General features: G+C 72.1%; 14 protein-coding genes. 7 read left to right on the plus strand and 7 right to left on the minus strand.

The features are described from left to right. Positions 1 to 20: 20 nt before the first annotated feature. Positions 21 to 962 carry a GDP-L-fucose synthase gene (locus tag AB0J21_RS00960; protein ID WP_363143603.1) on the minus strand — a complete coding sequence of 314 codons (942 nt, stop codon included), beginning with the start codon at positions 960 to 962 and terminating at the stop codon, positions 21 to 23. Positions 963 to 1,237: 275 nt separating this feature from the next. Here AB0J21_RS00960 and gmd point away from each other — a divergent pair, with 275 nt between their 5' ends. The 4 genes from gmd to AB0J21_RS00980 all read left to right on the plus strand — a co-directional run bounded on the left by gmd (position 1,238) and on the right by AB0J21_RS00980 (position 7,454). Then, entirely contained in the window at positions 1,238 to 2,251 is a 1,014-nt protein-coding gene (gene gmd / locus AB0J21_RS00965) for a GDP-mannose 4,6-dehydratase (RefSeq protein ID WP_363143604.1), read from the plus strand. Positions 2,252 to 2,551: 300 nt separating this feature from the next. Continuing rightward, positions 2,552 to 5,287, plus strand: coding sequence for a LamG-like jellyroll fold domain-containing protein (locus AB0J21_RS00970; protein ID WP_363143605.1), 2,736 nt, complete (start codon positions 2,552 to 2,554; stop codon positions 5,285 to 5,287). Between the two features lie 137 nt (positions 5,288 to 5,424). Further along, positions 5,425 to 6,129 (plus strand): hypothetical protein, encoded by a 705-nt coding sequence (locus AB0J21_RS00975; RefSeq protein WP_363143606.1) that lies wholly within the window; start codon positions 5,425 to 5,427, stop codon positions 6,127 to 6,129. A 278-nt stretch (positions 6,130 to 6,407) separates the two neighbouring features. Beyond that, positions 6,408 to 7,454: a sodium:calcium antiporter gene (locus tag AB0J21_RS00980; protein ID WP_363143607.1), complete on the plus strand. Its 1,047-nt coding sequence runs from the start codon at positions 6,408 to 6,410 to the stop codon at positions 7,452 to 7,454. A gap of 72 nt (positions 7,455 to 7,526) precedes the next feature. On the opposite strand, the gene AB0J21_RS00985 is transcribed toward AB0J21_RS00980, so the two are convergent. Together AB0J21_RS00985 and AB0J21_RS00990 are read right to left on the minus strand one after the other, a co-directional pair. Then, positions 7,527 to 8,648, minus strand: coding sequence for a glycosyltransferase (locus AB0J21_RS00985; RefSeq protein ID WP_363143608.1), 1,122 nt, complete (start codon positions 8,646 to 8,648; stop codon positions 7,527 to 7,529). After that, positions 8,645 to 9,184 (minus strand): WcaF family extracellular polysaccharide biosynthesis acetyltransferase, encoded by a 540-nt coding sequence (locus tag AB0J21_RS00990; protein WP_363143609.1) that lies wholly within the window; start codon positions 9,182 to 9,184, stop codon positions 8,645 to 8,647. The genes AB0J21_RS00985 and AB0J21_RS00990 overlap by 4 nt, the downstream gene beginning before the upstream one ends. 301 nt (positions 9,185 to 9,485) lie before the next feature. Here AB0J21_RS00990 and AB0J21_RS00995 point away from each other — a divergent pair, with 301 nt between their 5' ends. After that, positions 9,486 to 10,895, plus strand: a complete 1,410-nt coding sequence (locus AB0J21_RS00995) for a hypothetical protein (RefSeq protein ID WP_363144069.1) — start codon at positions 9,486 to 9,488, stop codon at positions 10,893 to 10,895. Beyond that, a complete protein-coding gene (locus AB0J21_RS01000) occupies positions 10,892 to 11,293 on the plus strand; it encodes a hypothetical protein (protein WP_363143610.1) in 402 nt (133 codons plus the stop codon). The genes AB0J21_RS00995 and AB0J21_RS01000 overlap by 4 nt, the downstream gene beginning before the upstream one ends. A 12-nt stretch (positions 11,294 to 11,305) precedes the next feature. On the opposite strand, the gene AB0J21_RS01005 is transcribed toward AB0J21_RS01000, so the two are convergent. From AB0J21_RS01005 to AB0J21_RS01015, 3 genes are read right to left on the minus strand one after another with little or no spacing between them, the layout of a single operon-like run. Continuing rightward, positions 11,306 to 12,544, minus strand: a complete 1,239-nt coding sequence (locus AB0J21_RS01005) for a hypothetical protein (RefSeq protein ID WP_363143611.1) — start codon at positions 12,542 to 12,544, stop codon at positions 11,306 to 11,308. Next, on the minus strand, positions 12,541 to 14,265 hold the full coding sequence (locus tag AB0J21_RS01010) for a lipopolysaccharide biosynthesis protein (RefSeq protein ID WP_363143612.1): 1,725 nt from the start codon (positions 14,263 to 14,265) through the stop codon (positions 12,541 to 12,543). Before AB0J21_RS01010 ends, AB0J21_RS01005 begins: the two co-directional genes overlap by 4 nt. Beyond that, positions 14,262 to 15,467, minus strand: coding sequence for a glycosyltransferase (locus tag AB0J21_RS01015; RefSeq protein WP_363143613.1), 1,206 nt, complete (start codon positions 15,465 to 15,467; stop codon positions 14,262 to 14,264). Before AB0J21_RS01015 ends, AB0J21_RS01010 begins: the two co-directional genes overlap by 4 nt. Before the next feature lie 348 nt (positions 15,468 to 15,815). On the opposite strand from AB0J21_RS01015, the gene AB0J21_RS01020 reads away from it, so the two are divergent. Then, entirely contained in the window at positions 15,816 to 16,307 is a 492-nt protein-coding gene (locus AB0J21_RS01020; protein WP_363143614.1) for an adenylyltransferase/cytidyltransferase family protein, read from the plus strand. On the opposite strand, the gene AB0J21_RS01025 is transcribed toward AB0J21_RS01020, so the two are convergent. Beyond that, positions 16,267 to 16,989, minus strand: a complete 723-nt coding sequence (locus tag AB0J21_RS01025; protein WP_363143615.1) for a CDP-alcohol phosphatidyltransferase family protein — start codon at positions 16,987 to 16,989, stop codon at positions 16,267 to 16,269. The genes AB0J21_RS01020 and AB0J21_RS01025 overlap by 41 nt on opposite strands. Positions 16,990 to 17,000 lie beyond the last annotated feature (11 nt).

Genomic DNA, 17,000 nt, shown 5'->3' on the forward strand with positions numbered 1-17,000 from the left:
CCGGCGGGGCGGCCACGGTCTCAGACCGTGGCGCGCCACGCCTCATAGGTCCGCGCGATGCCGTCGCGCAGCGGGACGCGGGGCTTCCAGCCGAGCGAGGCGAGCCGCGAGATGTCGAGCAGTTTGCGCGGGGTGCCGTCGGGCTTCGAGGTGTCCCAGCCGATGGACCCGGTGTAGCCGGTGACGTCCTTGACGGTCTCGGCCAGTTCCCTGATCGTCAGATCGCTTCCGCAGCCGACGTTGACCGGTTCGGCGCCGTCGTAGGAGCGCAGCAGCAGGGCGCAGGCGTCGGCGAGGTCGTCCACGTGCAGGAACTCCCGGCGCGGGCTGCCCGAGCCCCACAGCACGACCTCCTCGCGGCCGGCCGCCTTCGCCTCGTGGAAGCGGCGCACGAGGGCGGGCAGGACGTGCGAGGTCTCCAGGTCGAAGTTGTCCCCGGGGCCGTAGAGGTTGGTCGGCATCGCGGAGATGTAGGAGGCGCCGTACTGGGTGCGGTAGGACTGCACCTGCACGATGCCGGCGATCTTGGCGAGCGCGTACGCCTCGTTGGTGGGCTCCAGCGGGCCGGTCAGCAGGGCGTCCTCGCTGATGGGCTGCGGGGCGAGCTTCGGGTAGATGCACGAGGAGCCCAGGAACAGCAGCCTGCCGACCTCCGCCGCGTGCGCCCCGGCGATCACGGACAGCTGGATCTGGAGGTTCTCCTCCAGGAACTGCACGGGATAGGTGCTGTTCGCCATGATCCCGCCGACCTTGGCGGCGGCGAGCACCACCGCGTCGGGTCGGGTCCGGGCGAGGTAGGCGGCGGTGGCCGCCGCATCGCGCAGATCGAGTTCCTGGCGGGTGCGGGTGAGGACCTCGTGTCCGTCGGCGCGCAGCTTGCGCGCGACGGCGGAACCTACCAGGCCGCGGTGTCCCGCGACGAATATTCGGGCCTGCTCCGGCAGGAGCTGCGGTTCGGTCATGGACCGGATCATGCCAGGACACAGCCCGCCGACGGCACCCGGTACGGGATTTTCTTCGCGGAACGCGGCAAAAGACCTGTCGCCGGGCCCGTCGCCCCGGGTTCCCCCGGCGCCCGGGGCCGCCGTACGCTCCGCGCACGACCTCCGGGCCGCCCGCCCGCCGGCCGGGGCCCCACGCCCCGCCCGAGGACCACCGTTCACCACCTCACCACCACGTTTCAGAACCACGAAGGCGGCCCCCACTCCGGCCGGCCGGTTCAGGAGGGGCACCACTCATGAGCAAGAGCGCACTGATCACCGGCATCACCGGGCAGGACGGCTCGTATCTGGCCGAACTGCTGCTGTCGAAGGGCTACACGGTCCACGGACTGCTGCGCCGTTCCTCCAGCTTCAACACGGAGCGGATCGACCACATCTACCAGGACCCGCAGGAGGCCGACCGCTCCTTCGTGCTGCACCACGCCGACCTCAGTGACGGGGTGGCGCTGGTGAACCTGCTGCGCGAGATACAGCCCGACGAGGTGTACAACCTGGGCGCCCAGTCGCATGTGCGGGTCTCCTTCGACGCGCCGCTGTACACGGGTGACGTGACCGGCCTGGGCGCCCTGCGCCTGCTGGAGGCCATCCGCGCCTCGGGGGTGAACACGCGCATCTACCAGGCGAGTTCCTCGGAGATGTTCGGCGCCACTCCCCCGCCGCAGAACGAGGGAACGCCCTTCCACCCGCGCAGCCCGTACGGCGCGGCGAAGGTGTTCGCCTACTGGGCGACGGTCAACTACCGCGAGGCGTACGACATGTTCGCGGTCAACGGCATCCTGTTCAACCACGAGTCGCCGCGGCGCGGTGAGACCTTCGTGACCCGCAAGATCACCCGTGCGGTCGCGCGGATCAAGGCGGGGCTCCAGGACCGGCTGTACCTGGGCAATCTGGACGCCGTCCGGGACTGGGGCTACGCCCCGGAGTACGTCGACGCGATGTGGCGCATGCTCCAGCACGGCGAGCCGACGGACTACGTGGTGGCGACCGGGGTCCCCGCCACGGTCCGGGAGTTCGTGGAGACCGCCTTCGCGCACGCGGGCCTGGACTGGAACGAGTACGTCCGCTACGACCCGAAGTACGAGCGCCCCAGCGAGGTCGACGCGCTGATCGGCGACGCGGGCAAGGCCCGGGAGCTGCTGGGCTGGAAGCCCAGCGTGCTGGTCGAGGAGCTGGCCCGGATCATGGTGGACGCCGACGTGCGGCAGGTCGAGGACCAGTTGGCGGGCGCCACGGTGCGCATCGACCGCTGATCCCGCCCGCGCGGAACACACCTCACGTCGGGCCCGCGTCCGTCCCGCGTCCGACGGGGGCACCCGTCGGACGCGGGGCCTCGCGCGTGACCTCGCAGGCCCCACCCTCGCGCGGTCGTGGCCGGGACGGCCGGGGCAACCGATTTCTCCGGGCCTGCTGACCGGTTTTCATACCGATACGGTCAAGGAACCCCCATGAGGCGCCACCCGGCTGTCCCTCGCCCGGAGTTCTCCTGCGAAGATACTGATCCGTTCGGCCAGAGCAGGCCGCTCGTCCGGGCCCATAGCCTTGGGGGGTACATGCAAAGATCCAAGGGGCTCTCCGCTGCCCTTGTCCTCTCCGCCTCCGTTCTCGGAATGGGGGCGACCGCCGTTCCGCAGGCGGCCGCCGTCACTCCGCCGGTCGCGTTCACCGCCGACGACCTGCCGACCTGGCAGACCAACGGGATCGTCTGGGCGCTCGCCCAGTCCGGCGACACCGTCTTCGTCGGCGGCACCTTCTCGCAGCTGAAACCGCCGAACGGTGCGAGCGGCACGCCGAAGTCGGCCGTGAACTTCGCCGCGATGAACGCCGCCACGGGCGCGCCCATCGACTGCGACCTGTCGTTCACGGTGACCAGCGGCACCGCGACGGTGCGCGCGATGGCGGTCTCCGACGACGGCAAGACGCTGTACGTCGGCGGTTACTTCGGCGCGGTCAACGGGGTGCAGGCCAGCAGCCTGGCCGCGATCGACATCGCGACCTGCAAGCCGAAGACCGACTTCAAGGCGAGCTTCTCGGCGACCGTGCGGGCCCTCGCGGTGTCCGGCGACACGGTGTACGCGGGCGGCGACTTCCAGACCGTCGGCGGCCAGTCGCACAAGCGCTTCGCCGCCGTCAACGGCAGGACCGGCGCGGTGCTGCCCTTCCAGGCGGACGCCGACCAGCCGGGGCGCGCGATCGCCGTGACCCCGGACAAGAAGCACGTCCTGCTGGGCGGCGACTTCTTCACGGTCAACGGTGCCGACTCGCACGCCCTCGGCGTCGTGGACGCCACCACGGGCGCCAACGTGAAGACGTACCCGGACAACTTCGTGCCACAGAACTCGGTCGTGAAGTCCATCGCGACGGACGGCACCGGGTTCTACACGGGCAACGAGGGCACCGGTGGCGGGGTGTTCGACGGCCGGATCGCCGTGGACCTCGACACCTACGCGCAGCGCTGGCGGGACACCTGCCTGGGCGCGACGCAGGCGGTGCTGCCGTACAACGGGGTGCTCTACAGCGCCTCGCACGCGCACGACTGCTCCAGCGTCGGGGAGTTCCCCGACGGCCGCCGTCACCACCTGCTCGCCCAGTCGGTCGACGACGTGCACAAGCTGGGCTGGATGCCGGACACCAACGACGGGATCGGCGAGCAGATCGGCCCCCGCGCGATGTCCATATCCGGCACCGGCGCGCAGAAGTACCTGTGGGTGGGCGGCGAGTTCACCACCGTCAACGGTGGCGCCGCGCAGGGGCTGACGCGCTTCGCGACCGGTCCCGACACGAAGGCGCCCGGGGTTCCGCAGGCCAGCGCGGCCAGCGTCAAGCCGGGCGCGGTGCAGGTGCGGTGGCGTTCCAGCCTCGACCTGGACGACAGCAAGCTGACGTACAAGGTCTACCGCAACGGTTCCGCCACCCCGATCCACACCATGACCGGGGACTCCCTGGAGTGGTCGCGGCCGCAGCTGTCCTTCACGGACACCACGGCCAAGGCGGGCGAGACCTACACCTACCGGGTGACCGCCTCGGACGCGGCGGGCAACACGAGCGCCCTGTCCAACTCGGTGTCGGTGACCGTCCCGGAGAGCGCCGAGGCGTACCCGAACGCGGTGCTGGAGGACGGCGCCTCGATGTACTGGCGCTACGACGAGAGCGCGGGCCCCTTCGTGGGCGACCTCTCCTCGGGCGACCTGCACGGCATCGGCGCGAACGCCCCGACGCTCGGACAGACCCCGGGCGCGGTCGGCGGCTCCTCGAAGTCCCTGTCGCTCAACGGCACCGACCAGCAGGTCGACACCGCCAACAGGACGACGGTCGACGGCGCCTTCTCGATCGAGACGTGGTTCAAGACGACCTCGACCAAGGGCGGCAAGCTCGTCGGCTTCGGCGACCAGACCGGTACCCGGGGCAGCGGCAACTACGACAAGCACCTGTACATGACCGACGCCGGGAAGGTGATCTTCGGCGCCCACCCGGGCCTGCCCAAGGTCGTCGCCTCCAGCGCCGGGCTCAACGACGGCAAGTGGCACCATGCCGTCGGGACGCAGAGCGCCAACGGCATGGCGCTGTACGTCGACGGGAAGCTCCAGCAGGTCAACGACGTGAGCGGCAACCAGTCGTACTCGGGTTACTGGCACGTCGGCGGGGACAACATCAGCGGCTGGCCGGAGGCTCCCTCCAGCCAGTTCTTCGCGGGGCAGATCGACGAGACGGCCGTCTACAACAAGGCGCTCACCGGCGATCAGGTCGCCCGCCACTACCAGCTCGCGACGAACCCGGCTCCGGCCGACACGATCGTGAAGGTGACGGCGAGCGAGGACAGCTACGCGAACGCCGGGGCCCCCAGCACCAACTACGGGTCCTCCGCCTCGCTCGCGGTGCGCGGCACCTCGGCGTACGAGTCCTACCTGCGGTTCACGCTGCCGAAGGCCCCGCCCGGCACGGTGCTCAAGAGCGCCCGGCTCGCGGTGAAGACCTCGACCCAGGCGGGGGCGGGCTCCACCGACCCGCAGAAGATCTCGCCGGTCGCCGGGGACTGGACGGAGGACGGGGTCACGTACAAGAACCGTCCCTCGCTCGGCACCTCCGCGCTCGGCACGCTGACGGGCGCGACCGAGGGCTCCACGGTCTACTCGGCGCTGCTGGACACCACCGCCATGACCAAGGCGCTGGGCGCCGAGTACAGCATGGCGCTCACCAGCGAGGGCACCGACCCGCTGTGGCTGTGGTCCAGCGAGGCGAGTGCGGGGGCGCAGACCCCGCAGCTCATGCTGACCTTCGGAGCGCCGTGAGCGTACGGCGTTGACCGGGTGCGGGGCCGGACACCGGGAAGGTGTCCGGCCCCGCGCCGTACCGGCGTCCCGTACCCCCCGATCCCCCGCACGACCCGCCGCGAGGCACCGCACCATCCGTACAGGAGTTGTGTCCCATGCGTATCTCCCACCGCCGCCCGGCGGCCGTCGCCGTCCTGGCCGCCGCCCTGCTCACGCTGAGCGCGTGCGGCTCCGACCACGACGACAAGGACAGCGCCAAGGGCGCGGCGACCTCCGCCCCCGCGGCGGGCGAGGAGAGCGGGGGCCCGGACGAGAAGGCCGCCGACCAGCCGGCCGCCAACGCCGCCTCCGCGCAGCCGAAGCCCACCGGTTCGGTGGTCTCCGACGACGGTCTCAAGCCGGCCACCGGTTCGTTCACGAAGAAGGAGAAGAAGTACCTGAGCGGGCGGGTCCCGAAGGACGTGGACCCCGCTTCGGTCCTCCAGACGGGTCAGGAGGCCTGCCAGCGCATCGAGCTGACCGCTCAGCACGACAAGGACGCGGTGGTCGGCGCGCTGATCACGGGCGAGATCCCGGACGCGCCGGCCGCCGTGGAACAGTTGTGCCCCGAGCAGCAGCCGCTGCTGGACCGCGCCCGGCAGGGCTTCAGCGACGGCACCCGCAGGAGTCCGGCCGCCGGTACCTACCGGGCGCTCACGGCCGACACGAGTTCCTGCACCTGGCAGGCGCTGGGCGAGGGCGGCAAGGTCCTCGCCTCGGGTCCCCCGCAGGGGCAGAAGCCGGCGAAGGTGACGGCGGACATCCCGGCGGGGACGGCGAAGTTCGTGTCGACGGGCTGCTACGCCTGGCTGCCCGTCTGAGCCGCCCCACGCCGTGCCCCGGCCCCCACAGGCCGCGCGCCGCTCTGTGTAGAGTGAGCCGCCGCGAAGGGGAGTAGCCCCGCGAACCGGTCGTCGACATGCTGGAGCCCCTTACGGCTCCCGGTGGCCGGGCCCGTGCACAATCTGCCGGGTGGGCGAGACCTTCGGCTCTTTGTCGACGATGTACGTACGTCGCGGGGCCGAGGTCGTGTGCGCCGGGACTCCCGCGGCGTCTCGCCGAGGAACCCGTGACGCGGGAAAACCGGGCGGTCAGTGTGATGCATTTCGTTGTGCTCGTCGTGTGCGCGGTGGCGATCTATCTCTCGTGCGAGTGGTTCGTCAACGCCGTGGAGTGGCTGGGCAGACGCCTCAACGTCGGCAGGACGGCGGTCGGCACGATCCTGGCCGCGTTCGGGACGGCGCTGCCCGAGTCGGTGGTGACGCTGGTCGCGGTCACCACGGGCGCCACCGAGGAGGCCAGGAACATCGGTGTCGGCGCCGCGATGGGCGGCCCGCTGGCCCTCGCCACGGTCGCCTACGGGGTGACCGGCGCGATGCTGCTCCTCAAACGCCGCAGGGAGCGCCGTCTCGTCCTGCAGACCACCGGCATGCCGCCGGTCCGCCTTGAGGAGGGGGAGGCGCTCGGCGACGAGAAGGACATGCGGCGGCTGGCCAAGGACCAGAAGTGGTTCCTGCCGATCTTCGTCGTCAAGGTGTGTCTGGGCCTGGTCGCGTTCGCCTTCAAGCCCGTTCTCGGCCTGCTGTTCTTCGGCGCCTACGCGGCCTACTTCTGGCGTGAGATCCGCAGCGAGGACGACGGCGAGGAGGAGGACGAGGAGCTGGAGCCGCTGAAGCTCCAGCCCAAGGCGGCCACACCGGCCACCTGGGCGGTCGTGGTCCAGACCCTGGCGACGCTGCTCGTGATCTTCCTCGCCTCGCAGCTGTTCGTGAAGCAGCTCGACGCGATCGGCCCGATGCTCGGCCTGTCGGCCGCCGTCACCGCGCTTCTGCTGTCGCCGGTGGCGACGGAGCTGCCCGAGATCATGAACGCGATCATCTGGGTCCGCCAGGGCAAGACCAGACTGGCCCTGGCGAACATCTCCGGCGCGATGATGATCCAGGCGACCGTCCCCAGCGGTCTGGGACTGCTGTTCACCCGGTGGAAGTTCGACGGCGCCCTGCTCTGGGCGGGCCTGATCACCATGGCGGCGATCGTCTACCTGCTGCTGACGATGCGTGCCAAGAGGCTCACCCCGGGGCGGCTGGCCGTGGCCGCGCTCTTCTACGTCGTCTTCGGCCTGGGACTCATCCCGATCCTGAGCTGAGTGCCCGTCCACGACGAACCCGGTGGCGGCTCTCGGGGGCCGCCACCGGGTTCGTCGTGGACGAGGGGACCGCTAACGCACGCCGAGGCCCGTGTAGACGCCGAGCAGGGTGTCGAGCACGGAGTCCATCGAGAAGGAGCCGGTGGCGAGTTCCAGCGCCGCGCGGGAGGCCTCGCGGTGGGCGGCGGGGTCCAGGAGGTCGCGTACGGCGGCGGCCAGTCCCCCCGCGCCGGTCACCACCCGGCCGGCACCGGAACGCGCGATGTCCTTGGCGAGCCCGTTGGAGGTGGTGACGACCGCCGGGGTGCCCACCGAGAGGGACTCCAGTACCGACATGGGGAAGGGCTCGTCCACGGCGGGCAGCACGTAGACGGTCGCGGCGCGCAGTTCCTCGGGCATCCGCTCGCCGCTCAGCGCGCCCGGCACCGCGATCCGGTCGGCCAGTCCCAGTTCGTCGATCAGCGCGCGGACCGGCGCGAGTTCGCCCTCGTCGGGCCCCGCCACGGTGAAGGTGGCCTCGGGGTGGTGGACGAGGATCTCCGGGACGGCGGCGACGAAGTCCCGCGGTCGTTTGCGTGCCTGGAGCCGGGCCGCGTACAGGATGTGCGGCGGGCCGCCCCGCCACGGGGCGCGCGGCTCCTGGACGGGGACTCCGTTGACGAGGCGCACGGCGCGCTCCAGGGGCGGCGCGCCCACCACCGCGTCCAGCCCGGCCCGTTCGTGGTCGGTGAGGTACAGGACCGCGCCCGCCGAGCGCAGCAGCCGGCGCACGGCGAGCGCGTCGAGGACCTTGGCGAGCAGCCGGCCGCTGGGGTCGACCATGCCGTGCGTCTGGAGCACGAGGGGCCGGCCCGCGCGCAGCGCCGCGAGGGCGACCGGGAGGGTCACGAGGTCGCGCGCGAGGTGCACGTGGACGACGTCGGCGTCCTTGACGAGTTTGGTGGCGGCGCTCAGCAGGGCGGGCGAGGTGATGCCGCTGAAGCCGAGCGGGGCGAAGCGGCGCGCCGGGTAGAGGCGGGCGGGCACCCCCTCGACCTCGGTGGGCAGCTCGCCCTCGAAGCCGTCGCCGAGCGCCACCAGGGCGGCCTCGTGCCCGCGTTCGGCCAGTCCCTTGGACAGGTTGAGGGCGACCCGGACGGGACCGCCGAAGGCACCGGTGGGGCTGTGCAGGGTGACGACGTGCAGGACTCTCATACGGGCTCCTGCACGGGCCTGCGGGTGCCGTCGACGCCGTGCAGTGTCAGGTCGGGCAGGTCGCGGTGCAGGACGGTGCCGGCGGCCACCACGGACTGGCTGCCGACGGTGACTCCGGCGAGGACGGTGGCGCGGGCCGCGACCCAGGCGCCGTCGCGCACGGTGATCGGCGCGTTGCGGTAGCGGAAGTCGGCTTGGCGGTGGTCGTGGCTGCCGGTGCACAGCAGCGCCTCCTGCGAGACGCACACGTGGGCGCCGAGGCTGATGGGCTCCAGGTTGAGCAGCCAGGCGCCCTCACCTATCCAGGTGTGGTCGCCTATCTCCAGCTTCCAGGGCCACAGGACGCGGACCCGGTGCCGGATGAGCACCCCCTCGCCGATCTTCGCCCCGAAGGCGCGCAGCAGCGCGACCCGCAGCCGGGCCGGGGTGAACCACGCCATGAAGACGGTGTTCATCACGGCGAACCACAGGGCCTGGACCAGCTTGCCGCGGCCCTTGTCGTATCCGGCCAGCGTGAAGGCCGGGAGATTGCGCATGAATTCATAACCCCCACCGGCGCCTCCCCGGGCGCCCTCGGTGCTCAGCCTAATGGTTGACTCAAGGTGACCGTCGGGCGTCGGTAGACTGCCGCGGGGGATCTCTTCCGGGGCGTATCCGGAATGTTGTCAGGGGCGCAGCTCCGGGGGCGGGGGCCAGTACATGGCGATGGACACTCAGGACGCGGACAGCGGGGCTGCCGTACTGCCGCCGACGCCTCCCGTGCCGCCGCGCGGGAACAGCGGGGACGGCGGGGACGGCGGGGACACGGAGTGGGGCAAGCCCACCTCCCCGCGCACCATGCTCTCGCGCGCCCTGTCCGTGCCGCTCGTCCTGGGCCTCGCGGTGTTCTTCCCGCTGTGGGTGTGCACGCAGCCGGGCAGCGGCGTGCGCGACGCGGCCTTCTGGCTCCAGCTCGCGCTGACCGTGTACGCGGGCGCCCGGCTGTCGGCGATGGTGCTGACCAGTAAACGGAAGCTGCTGCAGGGCTCGTTCTGGCTGTTCGTCTACATGGCGATGGGGGTGGCCCCGCTCGCGCAGGCCGTGCTCGGGCAGGTGCCGACGCCGGTCGTCGGGGCGCGCGGCGACCTGACCGAGGCGATCGCCCTGATCCTGGCGGGCTGCATCGCCTTCGACCTCGGCGTGCTGCTCGCGCGGCACCGGCCGGGCGGCCGGGGCCGGGGCGAGACCCGGCCCGCCCTCGTGCACCGCAGGCGGCTGTACGTCCTGGTCGGGGTGTCCTTCGTGGCCAGCGCCCTGTTCGTGCAGAAGCTCGGTGGTCCCGCGGTGTTCTTCAGCAGCCGCCAGGAGATCATCGCGGGCATCGAGGACGCGGGGCTCTCGCAGGCCGACTCGCAGGCCGGGCAGGCGATCCTGCGGGGTTTCGGGACCGTGCCCGCGCTGCTGTCGCTGCTCATCTACACGCGCTGGCTGGTGACCTCGCGGCGGGCGCGGCGCTCGGTCGCGGTGATCTCGGTGTGGGCGGCGCTCGTGCTGCTGAACTGCGTGGTCAACAACCCCATCTCCAACCCGCGCTACTGGTTCCTCACGGTCATGTTCTCGCTGCTGTTCACGGTCTTCCCGCGCAGCGCGGCGATGTACCGCTCGGCGCTGAGCCTCGGCGTGGTGGTCGCGCTCATCGTGTTCCCCTTCGCCGACCGGTTCCGCTACGACGACAAGAACTACAAGCCGATGCAGACGACCTCGATCCTGGAGCCGCTGGCCCTCAAGGACTACGACCAGGTCGGTATGTTCGCGAACACCATCACCTTCGTGCACTCCGGGGAGGGCCACACCTTCGGCCTGCAGTTCGCGGGCGACGTGCTGTTCGCGGTGCCCCGCTCGGTGTGGGCGGGCAAGCCGAAGGACACCGGGGTCGTCGTCGCCGAGTGGATGGACACCAAGAACACCAACCTGTCCTCCCCGGTCTGGGCCGAACTGTGGATCGACTTCGGTCCGCTCGGTGTCTTCTTCGGGCTGCTCGGCATCGGCTACGCCTCGGCCCGCGTCGACCGCCGCTACGCGCGCCGGGCGGTGCGCAGGACCGCGCCGGGCTCCCTGGTGTCGATCCTGGTGCCCCTCGTGGCGGGCTACTCCTTCATCCTGCTGCGCGGGCCCCTGCTCCAGGCCACCGGCCGGGTCGCGATCGCCCTGGCCTGCGTCGCCCTCATCACGACGTGGAAGCAGGACGGGCGCGCCAAGATGCAGTGAGGGGGGGCCGTCTCGGTACCTGTGGACGCAGGGTCGCGGGCGCCGCCTGGCGGGCGATCAGGGCGGGCGAGGCGGACGCGGGGCGCTTCGGGCCCGACCCCGGGGGCCCGCTGCGCGGCACGTGGTTCGTGGCGGGCGAGGTACCACTGGACCTCGCCGCACTCAACAAGTCCGAGATGTCGCAGTGGGACGTCTGGGGCGCCGGGGCCGACAGCGACGCGGAACTCGCCGAGGCCGACCGGCTCCTGTACGACGAGGTGACCCGGGTGACGGGCGAACGGCTGCCCGCGTTCGGCGCGCTGCGGGGGCTCTGGGAGGACGAGCGGCTGCGCACCCCGCGTACGGTGCGCTCTCTCGCGCCGTACACGGGGGCCCGCGAGGTCACCCTCCGGGGCTGATCCCGGGCGGGCTCAGGTGGTGGCCGCGGCGGGGCTGCCCTCCGCCTCCTGCGCGGCCGGGGCCGCCGGGAGCCGGCTCACCCGGGTCCACGCGGCGACCGCCTTCAGCGCCGAGCCGAGGGCCAGTCCCCAGGCGGCGCCCTGGACCCCGTCGAGTCCGTAGCCGCCGAGCATGAAGGCGACGGACAGCAGGGAGAACACGACCTGGAGCGAGAGGGTCGCGCGCGGGTTCAGGACGCGCAGGGTGACCAGCGCGCAGGTGCCGAGCGCCATCACCGCGTACTGGCTGCCGGTGGCGGGCAGCAGGTGCGCGGTGGACTGCCAGGTGGCGCCCAGGAGACGGCGGCCCGCCGAGTCGGGCAGCGCGTACAGCACGGCGGCCCAGCCTAGGGCCACCGCGCCGAGGACGACGCCGAGCAGGGCCGCGGCCCGCGCGGTGGCGCGGCGGCCGCCGAAGCGGCCGAGGACCGGCGGCCCGAAGGCGTTGACCGAGTTGAACAGGACGTTGAGCGGTCCGAACAGGGTCGTCGCACCGCGCAGCGCGCCCACGGCCAGCGGGTTCGCGAACAGGCCGAGGCCGAGCACCGCGAGCTGGCTGGAGGCGTTGCCGACGGCGAACTCGACGACGAAGCGCTGCCCGAGGTGGCCCCGCCTCAGGTAGGCGCCGAGCGAGGCCCGCGCCCCCTTCACGTACGGCCGCAGCAGGACGAGGGACAGCAGCAGCGCGGGCAGCGCCGACAGGCCCCAGGCCACGACCATGCGGGCGGGGCCCGCGTGGTGGGGCTGGGTGACCAGGGCGGGCACCACGCAGGCCAGCCGCAGGGTGTCGGCGGCCAGCGCCCGGTGCGGGGCCTGGAGGGCGGAGAAGCTGTAGCGCATCCCGTCCTGGAGCAGCACGAGCGGCAAGATCGCGCCGAGCGCGAGGAAGGCGTGCCCGGAGGCGCCGCCCGCGAGCGCCCCGCCCGCGACGAGCAGGAGCCCGGCGAGCACCGAGGCGAGCGCGGTGAAGGCCGTCGCGGAACGGCAGGCGGCGCCGAGCGCGCGGGACTCGCCGCGCTCCAGCACCACCACCTGGCCCACGTACGACATGTTGAGCCCGAGCAGCACCGTGAAGGTCACGTAGACCATCGAGAAGGCGGCGAAGCCCGTGGCGGTCGAGACCCGGGCGACGATCACCAGGACCAGGATGTTGGTCAGGCTGGACGCGGCCTGGTCGAGCACGGAGGCCGCGACCGTGGCCGAACGTCTCATCTCTTGTCGCCCGTCCGCAGGTCCTCGGGGCGCAGGGTGCGCAGGGTGACGGTCTCGCTGCCGTCCCGCACCGGCCGTACGGGGTCGGGTTCCGGGGCCGGGGCGGGGGGACGGCCGGGGCCGGAGCCCGGGCCGGGCCGTTCGGCGCCGCCCGCGCGACGGCCACCGCTGCCCTTGCGCTTCGCGGCCCTGCCGCCCTCGTCGTGGGTGACGGCGCCGAGGACGGTACCGCCGGCGCCGACGATCAGCTCGCGGATGCGGGCCAGTTCGGTGCGGTGCACGCTGCGCATGTCGCACACGATGACGACGCCGTCGACCCGGTCCACGAGGGCGAGGGCGTCGGCGTAGGCGAGGACGGGCGGGGCGAGGACGACGACGGTGGCGCCGGAGTCGTCGGCCTCGTCGATGAGCCGGGTGGTGCGCGCCGAGGTCAGCGCGCGGGCCACGTTGCGCACGCGCTGCCCGGGGACGAGGTCGAAGGTGCCCGACTCCCCCGCGTCGACGGTGAGCGGGCGCGGTCCGGGCCAGCCGTTCTCGTCGGCGTCCGGCGGCAGGCTCCAGCGCGGACGGCCGGAGCTGGTGCGCAGCCGTCCCCCGAGGGCCGGGGTGCGCAGGTCGGCCTCGACGAGCAGGACGTCCTTGCCGGTCTCCGCGAAGGACGCGGCGAGGTTGGAGGCGACGGCCGCGGCTGCCTGGATGCTCGCGTCGCGGGCGGCGACGACCAGGAGCCTGCGGCGGTCGGCGAACCGGGAGTCGTAGGCGAGCCGGAAGGCGACCGAGCGGTACTCCTCGGCGGCGCGCGAGTCGGTCAGCTCACCGGCCAGCAGCGCCTTGCCCGCGCCGTGCGGCAGGGAGCCGAGGACGGGGGCGCGCACGGCGCGCGCGACGTCGCCGGTGGAGCGGGGCGAGGGGTCGAAGACGAGCCTGACCCAGGCGCCGAGGAGTCCGAGCGCGATGCCGAGGGCGCCGCCGAGCGCGAGGGACATGAACACGCCGAGCCCGTCGGCGGTGTCGGGCGGGCTCGCCTTCTGGGTGACCGAACCGGCTGCCATGTCCAGGCCCTTGAGGCTGTCGATCTGGTTCTGGAGGTCGCTGATGCGGCTCTTCAGGTTGACGTTCTGTGTCTGCAGGGCGTCGTAGGCGGAGGAGCCCTCGGTCATGGTGTCGAGTTCGCTCGCGAGCTGGTTCTGCTTCTTGCCGAGCGGGTTGACCTGGTTGGTGAGCCGCTTGACCATGCCGTCGCGCAGGTCCGACCACTTCTTCTCGCTCGCGTCCAGGTACGCCTGGGAGAGGATGTTGGCGCGGCGGGCGGCCTCGGTGGGCGAGCCGTCGGTGTAGGTGAAGCGCAGGGTCAGGCTCTGCGGCGGGTTGGTGACCTGGAGGTTCTTCTTCAACTCGCGTGCCGCGGAGGGCTGTTTGAGCTTCTTCGCGGCGATCTCGGCGACGTTGGTGCTGAGCGCCGTCTGCCGCTCGGTGTTCATGTTGACGTTCTTGTCCGGCGCCGCCGAACCGTCGAAGGGATTGGTGGTGGGGGTGCGCACCACGATGTCGCTGCTCGCCGCGTAGGACTCGGAGGAGGTGATCCCCAGGTAGGCGCCGCCGACCAGTCCGATGCCTATGCCGCCGCCTATCAGCCAGCGGTAGCGCAGAAGTTGACGGAACTGGTCCCGCAACAGGTCCGGTTCGTCGTCCCCCGCCGCCCGGACATGCGTGTCGGTCATGTGCGCAGACCCCCCATGGCCTCTTCGATGAGTGCGTCGATGCGGGCGAGTCCCGCCTCACGCGTCAGATGGGCCGCGACATGACGCGGTCCCGCCTCCCCCAGTGCTCCGGCTCCCGCCGGGTCGTCAGCGAGTCTACGCACTTCCTTGAGGAGGGCTTCGGGGTCCTCCGGCACGACGAGCACCCCGGCCCCGGAGCGCCGCACCTCCTGCGCCGTTCCGCCCTCGGCGGCGACCGAGGCGAGGACCGGGCGGCCCGCGGCGAAGTACGAGGTGAGCTTGGAGGGCACACTCATGTCGAGGACGGAGGCGCGCTGGGTGACGGCGAGCACGTCGGCGGCGGCGAGCACGTCCATGAACTGTCCGTCCTCGGCGGGCGGCAGGAAGTCCAGGTTGGGCACGCCCCGGCCGAGTTCCTCCAGGTGGGCGCGCTGGTTGCCGTCCCCCATGAGGACGAAGCGCACGGCGGGGTCCCTGCGGGCGGACTCGACCAGGACGTCGAGGCCCTGCTTGAGGCCCATGTTGCCGGAGTGCAGGACGACGGTCTGGCCGGGGGCCCAGCCGAGCCGGGCCCGGGTCGCGGCGCGGTCGCCGGTGGGGCTCTCGACGTGGGACCAGTTGGGGACCAGGCGGATGCGCTCGGGGGCGACGCCGAGCGCCTCGACCTTCGCCGCGAAGGTCTCGTGGATGACTCCGACGAGGGTCGCGCGGCGCAGCGCGAAGGACTCGGCGCGGGCGGCGAGACTCGCGGCGCGGTCCCCGCCGCGGATTCCGCTCTGGGCCGCGGCCGCGCCCATGAGGTCCTGGACGACGGGGACGTACGGCACCTTCCAGCGGTGCGCGAGCCGGGCGGCGAGCACCCCTCCGGCGAGGCTCGGCATCTGCGCGAGCACCGCGTCCGGGCGGCTCATCCTGGGCGGGGCGACGGCTCCGTGGAGCAGGATCGTGCCTTCGAACAGGGCGCGGCGGGCGGCGGTCTGGCGGGGCGGCACGGTGTGCCTGCGGCGGTGCACGGTCACGCCGTTGCGGTCCTCGACACGGCGCCAGACCCCCGTGTACGCCGGGTCCACGGACCACGCGGGGTAGTGCGGCATCCCCGCCAGGACGTGGGTGTCGTGGCCGCTCGACGCCCAGTGCTCGGCGATCTGGGTGGCGTACGGGCCGATCCCGGCGTGCTCGGGCGCGTAGTTGGTGGAGACCATCAGCAGCGTGCGCCGCCGGCCGCCCGCCGGCCGCCCGGCGTCCCTCGCGGGTTCCGGCGCGGCAGCCGCCGGACCCCCGCCCGGCCCTCCTGCGGAGCCAGTTGTTCCGGTTCCGTTTCCGGTGTGCGCCGGCCCGGACGGCTCCGGAGCCGGTATCGCTCCGGAGTTGTCATTCGCTGTCACGCAGCGTTCCCCTTCCCCCTGCATTCGCCCAGGTGCGAACTGTTTCCCCCTCGCAGGCGAACCGTTCTTACCCTAATCGTTCACTCACACCAAAGGGAACGTGCACGCTATCGTCGGACATCGCACCGTACGAAGGGTGCGAACGAGACCAGGGGGGTTTCCCAGATGACGACCGGCAGACCGTATCGGGTCGGTTATGCACCAGGTGCATACGATCTGTTCCACATAGGGCATCTCAACATCCTGCGGCACGCCCGGAGTCAGTGCGACTACCTGGTCGCGGGGGTGGTCTCGGACGAGATGTGCGAGCGCACCAAGGGCCGCCGCCCGATGATTCCGCTTGTCGAGCGGCTGGAGATCGTACGCAGCGTCAAGTACGTGGACGCGGCCTTCGTCGAGACGGTGCCGGACAAGGTGGACACCTGGCGGCAGGTCCGCTTCGACGTGCTCTTCAAGGGCGACGACTGGCGCGGGACCCCCAAGGGCGACAAGCTGGAGCGGGACTTCGCCGAGGTCGGCGTCGACATCGTCTACTTCCCCTACACCGTGCACACGTCCAGCACACAGCTTCGCCGTGCGCTGGACGTGCTCGCCCAGCCGGAGGCCCCGGCCGCCTTCAGCGCTGAACTGCGTTCAGTTCCCGGAACCACTTCGTGAGGAAGGCGAGCAGGAAGAGCACGGCCGCGGCACCGAAGGCCGTGTAGGCCCAGCGGAAGCCGGGCCCCGCTCCCAGCACCAGGAACACCAGGCAGAACACGCCGTGGTCCACGGGCAGCAGCGCGAGCGCGCGCACCGTGGAGGGGGACTCGGCGGGCGTGCCGGGGGCGGGCCGGGGCTTGAGCTTCTCGGTGAGCAGCCCGCCGAAGAAGGTCACGACGGCGGCGAACTGGAAGGCCAGCGGCACCAGGAGCCAGGCCCGGTCCCCGGTCCCGAAGTCGGCGGGGTGCCGGTAGAAGGCGATCAGGACGACGGCGTGCAGCGCGGTGATCTTGGCGCAGTCCACGACGTGGTCCAGCCACTCCCCCGCCGCGCTGCCGCCCCCGCGCAGCCGGGCCAGCTGTCCGTCGGCGGAGTCGAAGGCGAAGCCGATCGCGAGCCCGAGCCAGACCAGCAGCCCGAGGCCCCAGCCCGGGGTGCCGACCGCGAGGCCGACGACGGCGGCGAAGCTGAACAGGGCACTGACGAGCGTGACCTGGTTCGGCGTCAGGCGCAGTCCGTGGGACACGGCGGCCAGACAGCGTCCGGCGGGCCGGTTCACGAAGCGTGAGTAGAGCGATACGCCCTTGGACGACTTCTGCGCCGTTCTCAGTTCGAGCAGCGCGGTTCCGACAGTTCCCATGGCCCCCCCGG

This window comes from Streptomyces sp. NPDC049954, assembly GCF_040656295.1.
Lineage (GTDB): Bacteria > Actinomycetota > Actinomycetes > Streptomycetales > Streptomycetaceae > Streptomyces.